19 protein-coding genes are annotated in these 20,811 nt (G+C 48.7%); 2 read left to right on the top strand and 17 right to left on the bottom strand.

Going from position 1 to position 20,811, the window contains the following annotated elements; genetic code table 11:
* Positions 1 to 115: 115 nt before the first annotated feature.
* From MKY42_RS12640 to MKY42_RS12620, 5 genes are all read right to left on the bottom strand, one after another.
* Positions 116 to 391: a barstar family protein gene (locus MKY42_RS12640; protein ID WP_090896220.1), complete on the bottom strand. Its 276-nt coding sequence runs from the start codon at positions 389 to 391 to the stop codon at positions 116 to 118.
* Between the two features lie 17 nt (positions 392 to 408).
* The gene (locus MKY42_RS12635) at positions 409 to 849 is read right to left on the bottom strand and encodes a ribonuclease (RefSeq protein WP_090896217.1); all 441 of its coding nucleotides are present in this window, start codon (positions 847 to 849) and stop codon (positions 409 to 411) included.
* Positions 850 to 1,145: 296 nt separating this feature from the next.
* Entirely contained in the window at positions 1,146 to 2,153 is a 1,008-nt protein-coding gene (locus tag MKY42_RS12630) for a Gfo/Idh/MocA family oxidoreductase (RefSeq protein WP_090896213.1), read from the bottom strand.
* A gap of 2 nt (positions 2,154 to 2,155) precedes the next feature.
* Positions 2,156 to 2,530, bottom strand: a complete 375-nt coding sequence (locus tag MKY42_RS12625) for a helix-turn-helix transcriptional regulator (protein ID WP_063563231.1) — start codon at positions 2,528 to 2,530, stop codon at positions 2,156 to 2,158.
* Positions 2,531 to 2,852: 322 nt separating this feature from the next.
* A complete protein-coding gene (locus MKY42_RS12620; RefSeq protein WP_339851396.1) occupies positions 2,853 to 3,998 on the bottom strand; it encodes an acyltransferase in 1,146 nt (381 codons plus the stop codon).
* Positions 3,999 to 4,059: 61 nt separating this feature from the next.
* Between MKY42_RS12620 and MKY42_RS12615 the strand changes: the two genes are divergently transcribed.
* A complete protein-coding gene (locus MKY42_RS12615) occupies positions 4,060 to 4,470 on the top strand; it encodes a DUF202 domain-containing protein (RefSeq protein WP_090896205.1) in 411 nt (136 codons plus the stop codon).
* A gap of 137 nt (positions 4,471 to 4,607) precedes the next feature.
* On the opposite strand, the gene MKY42_RS12610 is transcribed toward MKY42_RS12615, so the two are convergent.
* The 11 genes from MKY42_RS12610 to MKY42_RS12560 all read right to left on the bottom strand — a co-directional run bounded on the left by MKY42_RS12610 (position 4,608) and on the right by MKY42_RS12560 (position 19,787).
* The gene (locus MKY42_RS12610; protein ID WP_339851392.1) at positions 4,608 to 5,210 is read right to left on the bottom strand and encodes a general stress protein; all 603 of its coding nucleotides are present in this window, start codon (positions 5,208 to 5,210) and stop codon (positions 4,608 to 4,610) included.
* A 569-nt stretch (positions 5,211 to 5,779) separates the two neighbouring features.
* Positions 5,780 to 8,299, bottom strand: a complete 2,520-nt coding sequence (gene hrpB, locus MKY42_RS12605; protein WP_339851389.1) for an ATP-dependent helicase HrpB — start codon at positions 8,297 to 8,299, stop codon at positions 5,780 to 5,782.
* Between the two features lie 371 nt (positions 8,300 to 8,670).
* A complete protein-coding gene (locus MKY42_RS12600; RefSeq protein WP_090896199.1) occupies positions 8,671 to 9,477 on the bottom strand; it encodes an SDR family NAD(P)-dependent oxidoreductase in 807 nt (268 codons plus the stop codon).
* 189 nt (positions 9,478 to 9,666) lie between these two features.
* Complete coding sequence (locus tag MKY42_RS12595; RefSeq protein ID WP_090896196.1) at positions 9,667 to 10,509, bottom strand: hypothetical protein; 843 nt, start codon at positions 10,507 to 10,509, stop codon at positions 9,667 to 9,669.
* 11 nt (positions 10,510 to 10,520) lie between these two features.
* Positions 10,521 to 11,273, bottom strand: a complete 753-nt coding sequence (locus tag MKY42_RS12590; RefSeq protein WP_064639011.1) for a vWA domain-containing protein — start codon at positions 11,271 to 11,273, stop codon at positions 10,521 to 10,523.
* 33 nt (positions 11,274 to 11,306) lie between these two features.
* The gene (locus MKY42_RS12585; protein WP_339851384.1) at positions 11,307 to 13,376 is read right to left on the bottom strand and encodes a hypothetical protein; all 2,070 of its coding nucleotides are present in this window, start codon (positions 13,374 to 13,376) and stop codon (positions 11,307 to 11,309) included.
* Positions 13,377 to 13,533: 157 nt separating this feature from the next.
* The gene (locus MKY42_RS12580) at positions 13,534 to 13,809 is read right to left on the bottom strand and encodes a WXG100 family type VII secretion target (protein WP_017689071.1); all 276 of its coding nucleotides are present in this window, start codon (positions 13,807 to 13,809) and stop codon (positions 13,534 to 13,536) included.
* Positions 13,810 to 14,003: 194 nt separating this feature from the next.
* A complete protein-coding gene (locus MKY42_RS12575; protein WP_063566322.1) occupies positions 14,004 to 14,552 on the bottom strand; it encodes a hypothetical protein in 549 nt (182 codons plus the stop codon).
* A 6-nt stretch (positions 14,553 to 14,558) separates the two neighbouring features.
* Positions 14,559 to 15,389, bottom strand: coding sequence for a hypothetical protein (locus MKY42_RS12570; protein ID WP_090896189.1), 831 nt, complete (start codon positions 15,387 to 15,389; stop codon positions 14,559 to 14,561).
* A gap of 16 nt (positions 15,390 to 15,405) precedes the next feature.
* On the bottom strand, positions 15,406 to 19,410 hold the full coding sequence (essC, locus tag MKY42_RS12565) for a type VII secretion protein EssC (protein ID WP_179265139.1): 4,005 nt from the start codon (positions 19,408 to 19,410) through the stop codon (positions 15,406 to 15,408).
* A gap of 56 nt (positions 19,411 to 19,466) precedes the next feature.
* Complete coding sequence (locus tag MKY42_RS12560) at positions 19,467 to 19,787, bottom strand: hypothetical protein (RefSeq protein WP_090896181.1); 321 nt, start codon at positions 19,785 to 19,787, stop codon at positions 19,467 to 19,469.
* Between the two features lie 423 nt (positions 19,788 to 20,210).
* Here MKY42_RS12560 and MKY42_RS12555 point away from each other — a divergent pair, with 423 nt between their 5' ends.
* Complete coding sequence (locus tag MKY42_RS12555) at positions 20,211 to 20,450, top strand: hypothetical protein (protein WP_024630323.1); 240 nt, start codon at positions 20,211 to 20,213, stop codon at positions 20,448 to 20,450.
* Positions 20,451 to 20,574: 124 nt separating this feature from the next.
* Here the strand turns inward: MKY42_RS12555 and MKY42_RS12550 are convergent, their stop codons facing one another.
* Positions 20,575 to 20,727, bottom strand: coding sequence for a hypothetical protein (locus MKY42_RS12550; protein ID WP_177185675.1), 153 nt, complete (start codon positions 20,725 to 20,727; stop codon positions 20,575 to 20,577).
* Positions 20,728 to 20,811: the final 84 nt, after the last annotated feature.

The following is a 20,811-nucleotide window of genomic DNA, read 5'->3' as shown; positions in this document are numbered from 1 at the left end:
CCTTTCGTGAAAATATTTTTAACGATGTGTTTATCCTTATACAACACAAAAAAACAGACCACAGGGTCTGTTCTCTTTGCATCAAAATTTGCTGCTATGATTCGTAGTTCATGTATTAGTCCTCAGTCTTGAATTGAAATCCAATACTCTCTTCATCTGCCTCCAGCATCAACTGATACACCTTCTCTGCCTCACTACCCAGCCGTTCCTTGCTGATCTGGTAGTTCGTCCAGGTTAGTTCAAGCGGCAGCTCAATCATGGCTGTAAGGCAGTCCCACAAGGCGTCCAGATTTGCACCGTAAAAGTCCGGCAGTTCAAGCTTTTGCTTTAATAGCTCATGCAGCTCTGTTGTGTTATAAAAATCCTCACCGTTAAGTACTATCCTCTTCATGTCGGTCCTGTCCTTCCTTATTTCAAGCGAGTAAAGGATGCATAGTGGTCTGTCGTTTTGTAAATCAAGCCGTCATTGGAGTACAGGATGCGGTCCGAATTACGGAATCCGGAAGTATAATTGATATCCGCTTCACGCCAAGTACGCCCACTTGCTGCTGGAAGCAAACCTTCCCGGTTGCTAAACACGTCTCCACCGATACTTTTGCCCGGAGCAACCGTAGCAAGGTTGCCTTGGGACGATACCCAGCCCAGTGCCGTTGCCTGTGCTTTGGTAATGTAGTTGCATGGCAGTTTGCCGTTGGCGCTGAGATAGTTAGCCACACCCGTAAACGTGTTGATGATGGTACACGTTGCAGCTGAAGCCTTCTGCTGTCCAACCGGAGCGATCTGTGAACTGGTGAAGAAAACAATCGTTAACATAACCGCGAGCAGTGCTGTAGACATAAACTTTTTCATCAATCCAGCCTCCCAATGACTTAAAATGGATGAACGTTGCCACTATGTAAGTGATATGAGATGTGAATTCCACCTGGATGTACGTTCTGCTAGATTATAGTGAACAAGCCATCTATTTACTATTTATATCACATCATTTTGGAGGAAAGATCAAATTCAACTGCCGTTTTTGTAAAAATATATAAATATAACATTTAAATACAACAAAAGACTCACATCCCGGGGGATGGAGTCTACCATTTCGGTAAATTCCTATCATCTATCATGCTAAGCATGTTATTATGTTAGCTTCTCCTTTAATCCACTAACTGTACCCGTTGACGGGTTCGTGCCGATTCCAGGCATGCATCAATGACACGCATATTCTGAATGGTGTTTTGCGGACTGAACGGTAGCTCTTCTCCTTCAAGCACTGCGGCTGCAAAGGTCTCCACCTGCAAAACGTAGGAGTTCGATACCGATACACGTTCCTCACGGCTGACGGAATCGGTGTGCACGATAATCTGTGGTGGAATATCACTGTTCTCCCAACCGAACACCTTGGGTAGTTCAATCCGTCCATCGGTACCGAGAATTTCCATCTCGGCTCGTCCCGAGGCCCACATGCCGCAGTCAAACGTTAACGCTACTGAATTGGGAAACTCCACAAGTCCTGAAGCCATCATATCGACGCCATCATGCTCTTCCGAAAATAGAGCGTGTACTGTTACAGCTTCCGGCTCCTGCCCCAGATACATGCGGGCTGCCGAGATTGGATATACGCCAAGATCAAATAATGATCCTCCGCCCATCTCCCTTTTGAACCTTACATTGTCTTTATCGTCAGCGGTATTACAAGTGAAATTGCCATGGAGCGCTCTGACCGTACCAATCTCCCCACTGGCAATAATCTCTTGCACACGTCTATGCTTGGGGTGGTATCGATACATAATGGCTTCTGCAAACAGTACGCCGTGCTGTTGACATACCTCAATCATTTCCGCCGCTTCATCTGAATTCAGAGCAGCCGGTTTCTCACATAATACATGTTTTCCAGCCTGAGCAGCCTTAATCGTCCACTCCTTGTGCATGTGGTTCGGCAGAGGAATATACACAGCTTCAATATCCGGGTCCGCAATGAGTTCATCATAGCTGCCATACGCTCTGGCAATGTCGAGCTCATTCGCAAGAGCTTCCGCCTTCTCCTTGCTGCGGCTAGCTATCGCCAAGACCTCACCACGTTCGGATTGTTGAATCGCCGGAATGACTGCATTTTTCGCGATTGTGGATGTACCAAGCACACCCCACTGTAGTTGTCTGTCCATGCTTATCTTCCTTTCACTCCGTAATTGTCCTCTTCTGCCTTGTGTAACATACCGAGACAACGATCAAGATCGGCTTTGACCTGTTTTTTATATAATTCGGCTTTCTCCGCACCATCATCCGTGAAGTGATATAAAACGATTTCCTGAAAATCGACTTTCGGATCACTGCCCTTTAGCTTCTTCGTACGATAAAAGACACCCTGTTGAACCAATTCATGCAGCGCCCGGTATATCTCGCTCTGGGGTGGTACATATCCGTAGGCTTTGAATTCCTGCTTCATTGCCTCCAGCATTTCATAGCCGTATCCCCTATGCTGTTCAACCATGGTAATCAGATACAGCTTAATAAATGCCCGCTGCGCAATCATAAAAGCCACGTTCATTCCCCTCCTGTCAGCTCTATATATCTAGTATTATAAAACTTATGTTCCCCTTCTGCCATCTTTATCCGTCTTTCTCCCTTTAATCCATGGGCGTTGGAAGGCAAGAAGGAGAAATGATGGCTAGGCAGGAACGTAAGGTAGAGCGAGAATTTGGGTTTTCTATTATGAATTTTTCATGTAATGAAATTTTAAAATTTATTTCAAAAGTGTTAATCATGGTATTGGCGTCACTTTTTTTTCAGGTTGTTGCCTTCATTTTTATCGGCCTTCAACTCACTGTTGTTCTGAATTTTTCATATAATGATGTATTCACCTGTTAATCAGGCTTGGACTTCGGTACGGTTCCCACAATCCACTTGCCCCAGCTTGCGCGAGAGATGAGCCATGTGAGTACGCAGGATAACGTAAGCGCAAGCAGCCAGGTGATGATCATGCGCACGACGGGGTTTAATCCCCATGCCACATAAAACTGTTCATCCGGAATGTAGCTGTAGCGCAACATCAGCATGTGCATCAGGTATCCCCCGTATGACACCCCGCCAATCCACGCCAGCAATCGTGTTACTCTGATATTGTGGAGCTTGCCAGCCAGCTGGTACATCACCATGATGGACGCAATGAGGAATAAGATCATATCCGGCCGGATGAGACTAACAGTATAGAACGTAATCTGTATACCCTCCGGCTTCTGGAACTCCTGCATTAACTTATATATAAACCGAAGACCCAGCACAATAAACACGGTCCAATATACCCAGCGCAAACGTTGAATCCGCTCATTCCAGCGTTGAACCGATAGACCGGCTGCCGCACCAAGCACAAAATAAAAAAAGAAATACAGGAAATTTCGATCAGCATAGGTGGTAAAGGCATCGGTCAGCACCGGGACATTCAACCAATCCATGAACCTGGCGATATTTCGCAATTGATCCGCGAGCACTAGGTACACCACACCGGAGATCAGAAGAGCTATGGTGCGCCCCTTCGCCTCATATCGGTTATAGACATAACGGATTGCTCGCAAAAACAGGGGAAATAAAAGATAAAACTGAATAAGCATAATAATGTACCAAAAATGCGAGGTCGTTTTACCCGTGATTAATTTCAAACCAAGGTCAGGGATATCCTGCCAACCAAATCCGTTCCATCCGCGAGGCGCGAGTGTGAAGTAGATCAGGGACCAGATCATATAGGGAACGATGACATCGGTTAAGCGCTTTTGCATGAAACGTCCATAATGCAACTTGTCTCCTGTATTATAGAAAAGCACCATACCTGTGATGAAAATAAACAGGGGTACTGCAAATTTGGACAGCATCAGCAGGATCGCGAGCAATACGCCATCTTCCAGTCCCGCTTCCGGGACTACGGAATAATGAGCTATGGAGTGCTGAAGGACGACTGCCGCAAAAGCAATTCCCCTCAGACTCTCAATTTCTGTAATTCGTTCTTTACGAGGCATAACAGACAGCCTCCTTTCTTGGTTTTGCCATGAAAACGACGTACAATGAAGCCATATATGGATGAACGGGGGGATTCACATCTCAGATACAGACCAAGACATAACTACCATTGACTCCAAATATGTACAACAGCATCTGGCTAATGAACGGACCTTTTTGGCCTGGGTTCGTACCGGCATTGCCATGGTTGGGATCGGCTTTCTCGCAGCCGGCTTCGGCTTCAGTTCAACGGCCTATGATCGGATGGCCCATCTCGCAGCCATCATCATTGGTATTACTTCCTTGGTCAGCGGCATTCTGATCATCTTGTGTTCCGCTTCCGCTTATCATCGAAAACGCAATCAGATTAATTCACAGACATTCCAGGCATCCACGAAATTGATTCGGTTCCTGACGCTGATGCTGCTGGTGATTGGACTGGCCCTGGCCGTATTACTGTATGTATTGTTATTCCCTGCCTGGCAGGTTTAACACCTGAACCTTGCTACAGCAGGAAGTTAAAACAGAGACAAAAGCCGGCTTCCTCTAAAGGAAACCGGCTGATGACCACCTGGTGGCTCACTTATGTCATTCCAGTTGAAGATTCCTGTCTTTACTGAACCGATTTATTATAGAAAAGTATTGTTGCCAAGTCGAGCGGCCTTATCCCGAGCTTCCAATCTTTGATTTTCCATATCGAGATCCGTGCGCTCAACCGTAACATCATCCAGATTGACATCGATTCTGTCCCGGTTCACATAACTGTTACTGCTAAACACGTCATAAACATCCGTGTCCCGATCCGTAGAGTCCACGAGTAGCAGGATCTTACCACTTTGCACGTATTCCTCATACTGTCTTGCATCCTCTTCCGGAATGCCTAGACCCACGAGTCCACCTACAAGTCCGCCTGCTCCTGCACCTACAGCTGCACCCGTAAAGGCTGCGGCAATAGGGCCTGCGGCCAGAATAGGACCGATGCCCGGAATCGCCAATGCCCCAATACCAGCGAGCAATCCGGCTACTCCGCCGAGCACCCCGCCTGTTGCTGCACCTGCAGCTACACCTTCGGGTGCTTTAGTACCCGTCTCTTCTCGAATCGCCTTCAGTTCATCCCGATCCTGTGTGACTACCGAGATCTCATCTGAAGTGAATCCTTGCGCTTTCAGTCCCTCGATTGCGGATGATGCCTCACGTTCTGTATTAAACACACCTACGATTTTCTTCTGCATAGTGAATCCCTCCTCATCTAATTGAGTGGTTCGCTATGTTATTACCCGCCTCGATTTCTTTCAAACGCTTCCACCGCAATATCATAACCTTGAAGGACTAGGAGAATGACCGACCATTGATATGCAGCGGGCACCGCGCTAGGGCCTGCATATGGTGTGAAACGAACTTGAACTCAGGCAAATAACCGTTGATATGCAAAGCCTGATCTGGTTTTGGCTTCTATTCCGGAGCAATTGAGCAGAAGAGTCCAATGGGCTCAGCATGCTTTTTCTAAAGAACGTAAGACGTCTTAATTGGAACCTATACTCTCATTTTCAATGATAAGGAGCACCAGACACGTTATTCCCCTAAAACGCCCTAAAAAAAGCCACAAATAGCTCCATAATCAGATATAACGTGTCTCAGGTTCGCTATTCCTCTGTAGGCTCTTCAAGCTCCTGTATAACACGTCTCATGTTCGTTAGCGCTCAAGATGCCGCCTAATCCCTAATCTGCCCATCGCATACTCGCCCGGTTCAGGACGCAACCAGAACCCATTTTCAGATCGAGATTTGAAAACACATTCTAGCTAAACTCGCGGTTTAGCCCGGTTAGTCGCTATCGCTTCGAGCGGATCATCCGGCCAATAATGTTTGGGATAACGGCCTTTCAAGTCTTTCTTCACTTCAAAATAAGTCTCCCGCCAAAAGTTGGTCAGATCTCGTGTGACCTGTACAGGCCGCTGTGCAGGGGACAGCAAATGTATGGTCAGTGGCACTCGACCACCGCCAATACGCGGGGTCTCTTGCTGTCCAAACATTTCCTGCAGTCTCACCGCGAGCGTAGGATCTTCAGGTCGGCTGTAATCCACCGGAATGCGCGAACCACTAGGCACCTGAATATGTGTAGGAGCTTCACGATCCAATTGCTGTCGCTGCTCCCAACTCAATCCGCCGAGCAGCACATCCTGCATCGACAATTTCTTGAGATCCGCAGCAGATCGCATACCTGCCAGAAAAGGGCTGAGATGCTCTGCCAATTCTTCGGTCAGATGATCTTCGATAAGATCAGGCCATTCCGGCAAATGATGATGCAAAAAGCGCATCCTGTCTGCCAGCTGTCGCGATGATTTTGTCCAGGGCAGACAATCCAGCCCTTCGATACGTATTCCTGAAAGTAATGCTTCGAGCACCTGATCTTCGGGTGGCTGTGCAATACTGCTTTCTTTCAATGTAATGGCTCCAATTTGCAGCCTTTTATGTGCCCGCACACTGCGCGTGTTTCGGTCCCAGGCCACTTGCACTTCTTCATGAAGCAGATGTGGACCCAGCTCCAGCAATCTCTTCTCCTGCACCGGCGCAGCCAGCAGGATGCGCGCATCCGCGCCCTGGTCGTCGGCTTCGGCTGCGACCAGATAGGCTGAACGGCTCAGCGATTCTGTCGCTGCGAGCCGTACCCCGCGGCCGCTGCTCAGCAGATAGCGGCCGTCCTCCCGGCGCTGCCCGATCCGATCCGGATAAGCGAAAGACAGCAGCCATCCGCAGCAGTCCTCATCCGGCTGTACCGGATCGGCCGCCGGGCCGAGCGCCAAGCGCAGCTGGCGGCTCTCCTGGAGCATGCGCCGCACGGCAGCACCGTCTGCGACAGACGCTGCCACTTGCGGCATGCCGCTGCTGTCCGCAGTCAGCAGCGCTTCCACGCGCGGGCGCAGATCGGTGCCCGCCGCGCCTGCACTGCCACTGCTGCGGAGGCCGGCAGGCTCCTGCAGCAGTGCCGCCAGCATGCTGGCGTAGCTGGCCAGCCCAAGCTCCGCCGCGCGGAGCAGCATGCTGGCCAGTCGCGGATGCACGCCAAGCGTGTTCATCCGCCGCCCGAAGGGCGTGATGCGGCCTGCGTCGTCCAGGCCGCCCAGCTGGCGCAGCAGCGCCTGTGCCTGGCCGTAGGCTGCGGCAGGCGGGGTGTCCAGCCACTGCAGCTCTGCAGGGGACTGGACACCCCAGGCGGCAAGCTCCAGCGCCAGCGGCGCAAGGTCCGCGGAGGCAATCTCCGGCTTTGCTGCATCAGGCAGCACGCCATGGGCCTCTTCGCTCCATAGCCGGTAACACACGCCCGGTGCAATCCGCCCCGCGCGCCCCCGCCGCTGATCGGCTGATGCCTTGGACACCGGCAGGGTGACGAGCCGACTCATGCCGGTCCGCGGCGAGAATACCGAGGCACGGCTCAGCCCCGCATCCACCACCACTTTGACTCCAGCCAACGTAAGACTGGATTCGGCAATGGACGTGGACAGCACAACCTTCCGTTTACCTTCATCTGCGGGTCGCACAGCTTCATCCTGCCGTTCTACAGGCATGCTTCCATATAGAGTATGCACCTCAGCATGAGCAGGAAGCATGTGGTTGGACAGCTCTCGCTCTGTGCGATGAATTTCTTTTGCACCCGGTAGAAAAACCAGCACATCCCCTTCCTGTTCTGCCAGTGCCTTAACGACGGCCTGAGCCGTAAAAGTCTCGATCTGCTCGGATGCCGGTTTGGACATATATCGGGTTTTCACCGGAAACGTTCGTCCAGGACAGTCAATCCATTGGGTTGCCTCGCCAAGCAATGCACAGACAGGAGCGGGGTCCAGCGTAGCCGACATCACCAGCAATTTCAGATCGGGACGCAGCATGGCCCGGGATTCAAGCGCAAGCGCCAAACCAAGGTCACCCTGCAGATGCCGCTCATGAAACTCATCAAAGATAATCATCGCTGTGTCTTCCAGTCCCTGGTCCTGTTGAAGCATCCGGGTTAATACACCCTCCGTCACCACTTCTATGCGAGTGGACGGACTTACACGTGTATCCATACGTACCCGATATCCTACGGTCAGTCCCACTTTTTCACCAAGTGAAGCCGCCATTCGTGCAGCTGCCGAGCGAGCAGCCAGTCTGCGGGGCTCCAGCATAATGATTTTCCGTCCGGCAACCCATGGCTCCTCCAGCAGTGCCAGCGGTACTACGGTCGTTTTACCCGCACCTGGCTCCGCAATTAACACACCTGTATCCTTTTCCTGAAATAACTGCCTCAGCTCAGGAATAATTGGTTGTATCGGTAAATCCGTCTTCATCTCATCTCTCCTAATTGATGCTCCACGTGTCTTTGCGAATGTTAGCATTATAACAAAAAAAGAGCTCTCCCAGAAGTCATAAACATGACGGGGAACAGCTCAAGTTAAGGTTATGTTGTTCTAATGAACCGCGGACACGCTAATAGCTCCTACTGGCACAGGTCTGAAATGTAACGAATCACAAAGACGTTATTTCGTCGTTTGGGTCGCTTTTTAAATTCTTACGGCTTTTGTATAAAGGAATACCGTGCTGAGATTCGTAACATTTTACAATCCTCAATAATTCACTTTTTAAGATGTAGTCGGTTCCTTAGCATGTTGACCCAAAAGAGAAATTATTTCCTGAACAGGCTCATCACTGATACATCCAGTTAGCTCAGCAGAGACTCTGCACCATCAATAACAATTTCCGCACCTGTAATGTGTCTGGACTCCGCAGAAGCCAGGAAAGCTACCAGATCAGCGACATGTTCTGGCTGACCCGGCCCATCCGCAAGCGGCTGCTGGCCTTCCGGGAATTCCATTGGAATGACGATTTGATGCAGCTCATCCGTTTTGACCGTACTTTGGTCAATATTCGTTGCAATCGCTCCAGGACAGATGACATTGACACGTATCTTGAACTTGGCCAGTTCCAGCGCAGCCATCTTCGCAAAAGCAACCTGCCCTGCCTTGGATGTACTGTACGCCGACATGCCGAAGCTGGAGAAGCGCTGATTACCATTAATGGAGCTCGTGATAATGATACTGCCACCACCACGTTTCTTCATATGAGGCAGTGCATACTTGATCGTAAAAAAAGTCCCGTTCAGATTGGTCGTAATAATCTGCTGCCAATCCTCAACCTGAATTTCTTCAATCGGGGCCGATACCCCATTAATACCAGCGTTGGCAAAAACGATATCCAGGCCGCCAAACAATTCGATGGTCTCCAGAACTGCTTTTTCCACCCGGGAAGGATCGGAAATATCTACATCGAATGCTCTTGCCGCACCTGCACGCAGCTTATTAATTTCAGATTCTGTCTCCGAGATCCGATCATTAACCAGATCGAGCAGCGCAACATATGCTCCCTCACTCGCCAGTTTGAGCGCTGCCGCTTTGCCAATCCCCGAACCAGCACCTGTAATCATGGCGACTTTACCTTCGAACCGTGGCTTGCCGTTATGTTGTGTCATTATCCATTCCACTCCTTCTCGCTCCGTAATTATGTAAGAATGTACGTTCATGCAATATCTGTAAGTAGATTCTTCACAAGATTACCCAAAAAGAGTGTCTTTTAAATCAACATGCATAAGTTTTTTCGTAGTTGAGTCTCACCATGTTTAGCAGCATGATCAGATCATCTCGTAAGGCTTCACCCGACCTCACCATTCCAGCTCAATGAAAGCGGCATCATCTTCAAGCCCGCCCGTATGTCTCGCATCCAGCAGTACCTGGATGTGCTCATCCGGTATATAAGCCTGGATCGCATCCAGGTCATTCAGGCCATCCGTGTACATTTGCAGACGAACTACTTCACTGGCAGACAGTTTAGCTTCATAGATATGCGGTTTGCCACCAACCGGACCCTCCAGTGTAGACCAACGTTCATTCGTACGGCAGTTCACCTGAAATGCTGCCGATTCCTCCTGACCGTTACGCCAAAGACGAATGCGGGAGTCCCCCTGCCAGGCAAGCCACACCTTGCTTTTCCGGTTGCCCGCAGAGAGCTCGATACGTCCACACACATACATGGCCTGACTTCCCCTGCTCCGCTTCTCCATAAGCACTTCCCGCAGCAGTAAAGGTGAGTTTTCCCAAGGCTGCAATTTCTCCAGCTGCTCGGATGCAGGACTTGTCAAGTCATGAAGGAGACGCTCCATAGCATCCAGAGAAGGATGCTGAGTCGTTTCCAGCCAATCCAGCAAGGCGTTTCCCAGAAAGCGTGCAGCAAAATCACCAAGGTAACTCATGCCTACCCCATCACATAATACGAAAGTACACACATTACCTTTCATGCGAACAGCAGCAAAATCCTGTCCGGTGTCTCCCTGATTAACGGTCTCCGCCGCTCTTCCATAACCATACCTGCACTTGAATGTACCTTGATAACGGGTCAACGGCTGTTCCCCCGTCTGGACACTCACATAGCGGAAGCTGCCCTGATAGTGTTCAGCACGGCTTCCCTTATCTCCAGCAGACAATGTTGCCAAACGCATCGCTCTCATGATTTCCCCTCCTATCTCACAGGCGTAGCAGCGGACATCTGAAACCCGATGGATACCAGTTCTGCACAAGTACCAGGAAGCATCATCAGTGCACCAGGTGAAAGCAAATAATCCGCTTCAACCAGCATCTCACGATAACTTTCCGGCAGAACCGAGGACATATTACGCAGCTTCTCCCCGTGTTCATCCTGAAGAACCGTCTCCTGGGAAATTCCCTTCCATCTTCGTGGCTCCGGAATGGGACCTTCCAGCAGATGATCGGATATAAAAATATTCTCGACAAGTACATTGCCGTCAGGCACGCTCATACCCATGATTCTTTTGGCAATTGGCTCTGGATCTTCGCCAGTAGCTACCCCATCGGTCATATGACATACAAGCGGTGCAGGACAATCCTGCATATTTGGAATTTCAGCCTGTAGAATCTTCTCGGCCTGCAGGAAAGCTTTCGCTGAATCAGAGAATCTTTTCGGTGTTAAGTCGGGTAAGGAACCCACAGCAGCGATTTCGTCAATGCCCTTAATCCCGTTCAACAGATCGTACACATCGTCGCTGTATGCAAGAATCGCGATCCTGTAACGGGGTGTCAGTCGGTTCCCCTTGGTCGAACGAAACACCATTTGGCGAATAGCCAGAGATAAGGCATCATAGACGACATCAATCCGTCGACGGTTGTCCAGAACCATATTCATGGAGGCGCTAATATCAATTAAATAGATTATCAGTGCGGGTGTGCGCTGGGATGCTTGAATTGTGTAGTTCATCTGGGATGTGTCACCTCCGTCGTTCACGTTATTTTACAAGTTAGGTAATGCATAATCCGTATTGCTCAGGAATTTATTGATCGCATTCATTCGTGCTGCCACTTTACCGACACCTTTGAAATAGGTCGCATCGGTGTTGTACAGATTTTTAAAATCACGTGCATACGATTCAGCATTCTCAATTTTTCTGCCTTTTTGCGCATTATATGTTTTATTGTAATGGGCAATCAGTGTGACGACATTCTGAGCACGTTTTTTCTTGAGTGCAGCTTTCTGGGCTGCCTCCTGTTTGCGTTGTGCTTCGGCTGCTGCCTTACGCTCAGCTTCCTGCTTCGCAATTTTGGCATCATTTTCTTTTTTCCAGACTAGATAAGCTTCATATTTCGCCTGTTTGTCGTACTTTTCCTGCTCAGCCTTTTTGGCTGCATCAAGCTTTTGTTGTTTCTGCTTGGCAAGATAAGCCTCATATTTCGCTTGCTTATCATACTTGGCCTGAAGTGCTTTGCGCTCTTCTTCCTTCTTCTTGGCTTCTGCCTGCTTTTTCTTTTCCTCAGCATCAAGTTTTGCCGCATCTGCCGCTTTTTGTTTCTTTTCTTCTTCCTGCTGCTTCAGAGCAGCCACCCTCTCAGCTTCGGCCTCTTCCGCAGCCTTTAGCTCGGCCTGCTTGGCCGCCGCCTCCTGCTCCTTCTGTTTAACCTCGGCCTGCTCGGCCAATATTTTAACCGTTGGCACGCTTCCAGCCAGGAGAACAATCAGCACCGCCGAAGAAATCATAAACTTTTTGGATCTGTAGAAAGGAATCTTGGCTGGCTGAGCTGCATCATCATGCTTGGGATTTAGCTTCGCGTCCAGCTCTTGAATCGCAGCCTCAACTTCCATCTGCATCGCACTGTTATCCGGAATGAAATGATGTAGTGAACGATACACTTCGAGCGCCGCAGCCGGTTTGCCTTCATCCTCTAATGCTCTCGCCTGAAGGAACAGACGATTGACTACCGCTTCCTGACCAGGTGAGGGTTCCACGGCGGGCACGTTCTGATCCGTATTTCCCAGTTTATCCGATATACCGCTTGCTGCTCCTGTCCCTATAATCTGGTTCGTCTCTACTGCATTTGTCTGGTCTGAAGTCTTGACTTCAGATTCTTCAACTAATGCTGCGCTTGCCAGATGGATATCCACTGCAGCCAGCGCCACAAACCATTCCCCAAACGTAGGGCAGCTGCTGAGATCATGACTCTCCCAGGCACGAATAAACAGATCCGACACCTTGGAGCCCCAGCGCTTCTGGAGCGAATCTCTCATGGTATAATAACGCTCATTTACCGTCTGCATTTCATGCTGGTCAAAATAACTTTCTCCCCATGCTTTCTCCACAATCGCTGCATCAGACCAACTTAACATTTCAGCAATGATAACTGCTCCGGCAAAACGATCGGCATACGCACTCCACAAACCACTGTGCACTGTCCGATGGGCCGCATACCCCGGTGAACCGGCAAGCAATGCATCCGGACGATCCATTCTGGAACCATACATCTGCTCAACATCTACCAGTTCAACTGCTGAAACCCCTCTCAGGTTCTCCACTTCGGAAAAAAACGGAATCATCACATTGGGTGCGGACAAATCACAATGAGCCAGTCCACGCTGCTCCATAGCAGAACCGGTCCCGGCTAGAGCTCTCGCCAGCTTCAGGCTTTCTTCTGCTGTCAGCTGCTTCTGATCGCTGATTACATCGAACCAGGTCAGACCATGTACCCACGGCATCAATACCGCATACAACAGATCAGGATGTTCTCCAATAAGCGCTCCGTTTCTTTCCGGAGTGAGCACATCACGCTTGCATACCTGCAAACCTGGCAGTTCACTATAAGACTCCATGTGCTCAGACTGATACACCATAGCCGGGATACGGAATTTAGGAAAAAATACTTTTAGTGCTTTGGCCCCACTTATGGAACCGTCACGGGGTAACAACTGATAGACGATACCCTGCCTTCCAGCTTGGGCGTAAGCCAGACCAGGTGCAGCCGGATGCTGCCCAATGATATAGGCAATGTCGTTAATCACCACTTCATCCCCGGGATTTGGTTGAAAAGACATGCTCATCCCTCTCTCTGTCATTCTGTCATAGTGCAACAAAAACCGGGAGTTGTGAAAACGCCCGGTTTTTGCTGTAGTTGTAAATCCTCAGCTTGCTTCCTGCATATGATTCTGGGCAAATTCGGAAATGGAACCTGCCTGAACTATGTATCGCAGATTAGCGAGCTTGGTCAGCCGTACGGAATTTGTTGGCAATAGCCGTCAGTTCCGCGCTGATGCTATTCAGCGTCTGAACGAAAGATTGCATTTGTTTGCTAGCTTCCTGGAATTCCTGGAAGAAGCGTTGCTTCGTCATACCTTCCCATTGTCCTTCCATGCTTGTGATGGATTGAGTCAATGTAGAAACGATTTGCTGACTTTGCTCACCGCTTTGTTTAAATTGGTTGGAAACCTGATCAAGCTGTTCTGGGGTAACTAAAATACGTCCTGCCATTTGTAAATTCCTCCTTGGTTTGTGCAATTAAATTCGCTTGTTCAAATTGTACTATACAAGGATCGATCGGACAAAAGCCGAAGGACCTAATCCTATTTACCCCATTTTTGGCATTCGAAACTTCGCCTAACAGACTATTTATAAAAAAAATCACTTTCTGCTGTCTTGCTTATTCAGCCTTGTCCTCCGTGAGCTCAAGAAACCACAGGTTCGGTTCCTCTTCTCCCACGAAAGGAGGGATCTGTGAATCTCCACGCCACAGGTTCAGGCTGCATGGCCTGAATCAGGGTCGCCGGTGAGCCATCAGGCGGTGCAGCATCCTGTACACGGTACACTGCCGCTACCGCGGAAAATGGATCGGATACAACAGCAGCAGTTGCCGAATGCGCAGGCATAATCTCTCCTGCACGCTCCGTCTGAAGAACATTCAACATATTGACTGCATTGCCATAGGCTGTATTCACATGACTCAACACTGTACGATACTCCATGTCCACCTGCTGGAATAACAAGGCCTTGCGTCCCAGCTGTACGCTCAAGTCCATAAAACGACGTACTGCTGCTTCGCAGAGTCGCTTGCTGTGATTCCATTCATTCATAATCGCGGCGCGGGCTTCAAGATCCCACTCCAGCGAATGAATGGCCTGATCCAATACTGTCATCTTTTGCTGTATTTGCTCCGCCGCATACTGAATCTGCCTGCTCAGTGCCCGAAGCACATCCGGTTCCACACGAATGCGCATTTACCATCACCTTTCCTCTTCCCCTGCAGGCTGTTTAAGCCAGTCCAGCAGCATCTCGTGAAACTGTTCTCTCGTCGTCAGTGCTGCAACAAGCCAATCATCCGAAGCCGCAGTACTCATGCGAAACAGCCAGTTGGATACCGTACTTGCAGCAAAAGCCGCAGACTGTGATTTCCATCCTTCTCCGTTCCATACAAGCAACCGCAGTTCTCCTTCTGATTCCTTGTTCACCAGACAGCGCGCAAGCGCAAGTGACCCCTCGGGATCGCTCGTCTCTTGTACCAACTCATCAGCCACTACCTGTAATTCTTTGTTCTTCAGATCATTCATCACATCATAGAATTTTTTCTTGGAGCACATCAGAGCCGGTTTTTCCGCCGGAGAATGACCACTCCAATTCATCCGTTGAATCAGAAAATCAATCGCTTCACGAACATTCCCCAAATCACTCAGCCGGAACGAATCCGGTTCGTCTGCAACACGGGATACTTCAACGACTCGTTCATCCGTGCAGTGCACATAACTTTCATACGACTTGCCGCTGTGCGTGTAGCGAATCCAGCAAGCCCTGTCGGACAGTCCCGCAATGGCTACCCTGGAGAAAACGGTCGGTGTCATGATCAGCTCATTGCTGTCCTGATCCTGAATCAGATATCCTTTGTCAAGCAGGGATGTTTTTACACGTTCCCACTCCAAAGCAATGTCTTCCGCCATATATCCGCGGAACGGATCTTCCACGCCAAGCAATCGGTCTGAACCGAGAATCCCGGCCAGGAAAAAAAGCTCTTTTATTTGCAAAGTGACTACCTTTTGCTTGGAATCATGAACCGTCAACATTATGAGCCACCTCCCCTCAAACTACAACATGCCATCGGTCACGAATTTCAGAAATCCAATCAGTCATATTCCAGGTGCCATCACATGGAATTGCACCTTTAACCCTGGAATATTTACGTTTTACATAATAACCTTGACCCGGAGGCAGTACCTTCAGCCCATTGGAACTCCCACCGGATTCCGAATAAGGTATACGGAAGAACGAGAGATCATTAGGGTCTAAAGTCCCGAACAACAATCCGCTCTGGGAAGCCTTCACATCGCTCACCCAGTCAGAACCAAAGGTCGGAAAGTCTGCCGGAACTCCTGACAGAATCACATGTATGCCTCGATCCCTGCCTTGACGAACGATCACTCCCAATTGATCCTTCACATTAAAATCATTTAATTGTTTGGATAATGTATCCGCATCGTCGATAACGAGAACGATCTCCGGTCCACCGGTTAACTCGCCTCTTTTTAGAACTTCATCGTACAACTGTTGGATCACAGGTGCAAGCTGTTCTTCACGGGATACATGTCCGCGGACATGGGGCAAACTGCTGATTTCCCCCAGTCCGCCGGAACCATACCGCATATCTACCGTGCATATTTGCACGTCTTCAGGAGACGCATGATAGGCAAGTGATAACATCCAGGTCAGCAAAAATGTCGTTTTGCCACCTTCCATCGGACTCGTAACCATGAAATGTGGCCCTTCACGCAAATTCAGCTGGAAGGGTTCCAGATCATCAGTCAGCAAACCTACGGGTACTGTTAAGGATGATACGTCTCCGACTTGCCCGAAGGTTCCTGTACGGATAAGCACATCTTTGAGCTTAATCTCTTCTGGGAGCGGCGCAATCTGCGGCGCTTCTTCTCCGTTCCAGCTTTCTCTGATCTCTGCAATCATGTGGCGCAGAGCGGAGGAACGCTTGCCTTCATCTGCGCCGGATGACGGCAAAGCCGCCTGGAACATCAATGGAGGAACCTGTCCTTTGACCAGTCCTCTTCCTGGTGGAAGCTGGCTAGGTGCCTTGGACGGCCGACCTACTGCGTAATAATAGTCGCTTGGATCAGATAATTCAAACGAAACCGCATTTGGAATATTGCTTCTGAATTTCTCAAATACATCCGTAACACGGTTGGCCGTGAGAATAAATGTGATTCCTAGACTGCCGCCTTCACGAAGGATCGTTTCCAGAAGTTCATTCTCCTCCGGATACGCATTTCGGAAAGAAAGATAACCATCGATAACAACTAAAATTTGCGGAACGGCTGCATGGGCTGTGCGACGGTAGGCTGATATCGTCTTAACTCCCGCTTCGGAGATCATGTCTTTGCGTTGTGCAGACAGTTTTAGAATATACCGGAATAACCGCTTGATTCGATCTTCCTCTTCAGACATCATTACCGCACCAATCTGAGGCAAACCTGCGAAATCCTTCATCATCCGGCCCATATCAATAATATAGCCATTCCAAGGCTCAGCCCGTTTAGAACGGGCCAGTGACATCAGCAAGGTTTGAACAAACGTCGTTTTTCCCAGACCAGGCATACCGTATACCACCAGATGTCCCTGATCCACCGGAAGTGCGAGCGGCTGCTGTCGTTGATTAGGCAGATCATCCAGCAGGCCAACCACAGGTTTCAGGCCACTGGCACCGCCGTCAAGCAATACCTCACGGTTCTCTTCTTCCTGCCAGTCGTTAAGGCTTTCCCATTCGAGTGTCTCAGGCAAGGGTGGCAGCCAGGGTCCCGGTAATCTAGTGATCCCCGCCTTTGCCGCCACTTCTGCCACATAATCAATAAATACCTGAAGCTGCTTGGGCACATCCTCCCCTTTGAGCACAGCCCTGCGCTCTCCAGTCAAGAGTGGTTCCCGTTTCCCATTCAAACGAACTTCCATAACAGGCAGTACCGTCGTTGTATCTTCCTGCTGATTATACGGCGCACCGCTCCAGGCGAATTGCATTTCCTCAAATACTTCATCACTGCCTACCTGGAAATATCCACGACCCGGCTTGGTGATCCAGGCCGCATTCGGAATTTTGATCATATCCCGACTATCCCCTTCGCTTTGAACGCGAAGACAGATACGGAAACGCGAATTGCTCCAGATTTTATCATCGACCACACCTGCAGGCTTCTGAGTTGCCAATATAAGATGTACACCCAGTGTCCGACCGATGGCCGCTATGCTGATTAATTCATCCATGAACTCCGGCTGATCCCGCTTCAATTGCGCAAACTCGTCAATGATGATAACTAAGTGCGGCAACGGCTGTTCATGTCTGGAACGCAGAATTTTGTAATATTCATCAATGTGCTGAAGATTTCCCGCATCATTTAATATTTTTTGCCTTCTGACCAGTTCGGCCCGCAGTGAAACATTGGCTCGCTCAATCAAATTCCCATCCAGATTGGTGATCGTACCGACGACGTGAGGCAAGCCCACAAATGTATTCGACATGCCTCCACCCTTATAGTCAATCAACATAAAGGCCAGATCATGTGGATGGAACTCGGCAGCCAGAGAAGCCACAATTGACTGGATGACTTCACTTTTGCCTGAACCCGTTGTCCCTGCGATCAGACCATGCGGGCCGTGCCCCTGGCGTTCAATTTTATCATGTAAGTTAATCGCAATTTTCTTGCCCCCAGCTCGCACGCCCATAGGTACGGGAAGTGTGTCCGGGTATCGTGTCTGGCTCCAGCGTGTGACCACATCCAGATCCTCTACTCGTGATGTGCTTAACATGTCGAACAACGGAAGCACCTGAGGTATATCCGAAGCGGATGATCGTTTCAGACGAATCGGTGACATATAACGCGCGAGCGCCTCTGCGGACTCTCTGGAAATCACATCTGGCGTGTATGTTTGCCTGATCACGTCAGCATCCTCGGTTTTTTTGATATAAAGCCCCTTGCCTTTGGAAGCCTCCATAATCAACTGACAATGCATGGGTAGCGATTCCTTACGGTTTGCCAATATGATGGTACATACATCGATCTCCTGAGCTGATTCCAGCAGCAGGGGAAGCAACGGCTCTTCTTCTATTAATTGCGTATCCGAGAGAACCACCACATAACATGGAGTTTGCACCGTTTTCTTGTAGCGATCTTCCTTATTATTGCGCCGTCGGTTCAACACGGAAAACAAGCTGTCCGCCAATTGATGCGCACCGCTGTGCCTGTCGGCCATATAGCGTTGTCCCTGATCTTCATCCCAAATGTGGGGCAACCAGCGCAGCCAATCCCATTCCTTTGATTCCTTTTCTTCATAAAAGGCAGCAATCTTTAATTCATCCGGTGAATGACGGACGGTCAGTTGTGAAATAATTACGCGCAATGAAGCGAGTACTTCCTCACGATTGCCGACCAACCCCATCACTTTCGACTGAAATAAAGGCAGTGTAATCGATGCTTCGGGCACCGTCTCGAACTCAGCTGCCAATTCATGAGCCGCTTCAATTAACTCATCCTTTTCATAACCGTCCACACGAGGAACCTGAAGTTTGATTCGAAACGGAATTTCACCTGTGCCGATTCGCACCTGCAAGAAGTCATCATCTTCTGGGGAACGTTCCCATAACGAACTGTTGCGATTCTTCACCAACTGAAGACATACATTGGGATCCCCATGAATTTCATACAGACTCTTCACTTGCTCCGCTTGAGCTTCCTTCAGCTCTACACGATGTTTCTCCAGTTGTGCACGATACATGGTAGTACGCTCTTCCAACTTTTTGCGATAGGACTTCTTGTTGCTCAGATATACAAAAAACGGAATCGTGTATGAAGTAAGCATCATCATAACCGTCATCATCTGAAACATCATATAATTGGGATTATTCATTTTGCCGCTCATATTGATATATACGTAGAAACCGATGCTGACCATCGTCATCATGATCGGTACAATAATAGAAATCATTGAAAATGTAGGTTTGTTTGGTTCTGCCGGAGGCCTCAGAATTTCCAGCCTTTCTTCCTTGAGAACCGGTGTCATTCTTGGAGAACGCTGATATAACACATTCACGAAGAGAAGACCTCCTTATATTTCATTGCCGTAAACAATATATACGTTTAGATTGTTCATTCGTTGCTGTCCTGCTGAAACAATGAACGTCTTCCATACACCGGCGCTTCTTCAGAAGTGGTGGAAAACGCCCGCTGGACCCGTACACAACTTCCTTGACGCAGCCCTGTTTCCATTAACTGTTGTGAGTTTTGTGGCGAGAACCACAATCCTTCCGGAAATTTGGCTTCAAGGATGTACTGAATGCCCTCTCCCGGTGCCTGACCGAAAATACGGACTCCCAGCAATGTCTTCAGATGTTCAATAGTACATTCATCCGGTACCTCGATGTCGAACCACTCGCCTTCCTCCCGACCGGAATACACGGTAAGAATCAAAATAATCCCTCCCATGGTCTCATATGTAAATTGTCCTAGTGTCAAATTAAATCAAAAAAATGCAGATGAAACGCTATTCCATCCCTATTTTCTTACATAAACACCCTGTTTGCAATGTGCAACCTGTAATTTTGTTACATATGACCCACGTATATATTAAAATATCGTCCATTCGACTCAGAACTTTCGTGGCAGTAGTCACGTTAATTATTGCAAACATGCGAAACTGTACGTCTTTCTTCCATATATATGGAATCTGTAAACTGATTTTTCGGGACTTTTTAATGCTTCGCCCACAATTGAATTGTGAACACTTTTCAAACATTGCACACCTTTATGTTTTCATAAGCTGATTTTAAGGTAATTTTAAGCATTGGAATTTAATATAACCAGTAAGAAATAACTCTCGTGAGGTGATTTCTAGTGAGAACACTAATAACTTTTCAAAACAAATCAATCCCTGTATATTTCAATCAAGAAAACAAACAACCTGTGCAAAAGACACTCCGATTGCTTAGCAGTGCCCTTGAGCATAAGATTAGCAATGGTAAACGTGCTTTACAGAAATGTCTGCAATCATTGATTAGTATTGAGATTGTCGGTGGTGAAGCCATTCTTCACAGCCGTAGCGAAAATGACTCCCTCGCCTTATCCCTTTATTAAGATGAGTCAGTTGTTTCATTCAACTTGGAAACTGCGAATTCATTTATTCGCGAACATAAGGAAAAGGAAGCTTGCCGTTAAGGACAAGCTTCCTTTTTCGTATACCGAATCCTTTTATCTATTTCTAATGCAATCTGCTGACGACATAAGCATTCTCGTGTTCTTCTTCCATCTCGGCCTTTTGGATTCGAATGACAAACAACCGAACCAGGTTATCACGTGTGTTTTCTTCCTCACAAGTATTCAGCTTTCTCAGAATGAAACGGTCAATGGACATGAAGTTCAGGCCCCTTTACCTATTGGATTTACGGATCTGTTCTGCCCGTGTATCCATAAATAACCAGATTACAGGTATGCCAAA

It is taken from the genome of Paenibacillus sp. FSL W7-1088 (assembly GCF_037969855.1).
Taxonomy (GTDB): Bacteria; Bacillota; Bacilli; order Paenibacillales; family Paenibacillaceae; genus Paenibacillus.
This window is presented reverse-complemented; position numbering and strand designations above follow the sequence as displayed.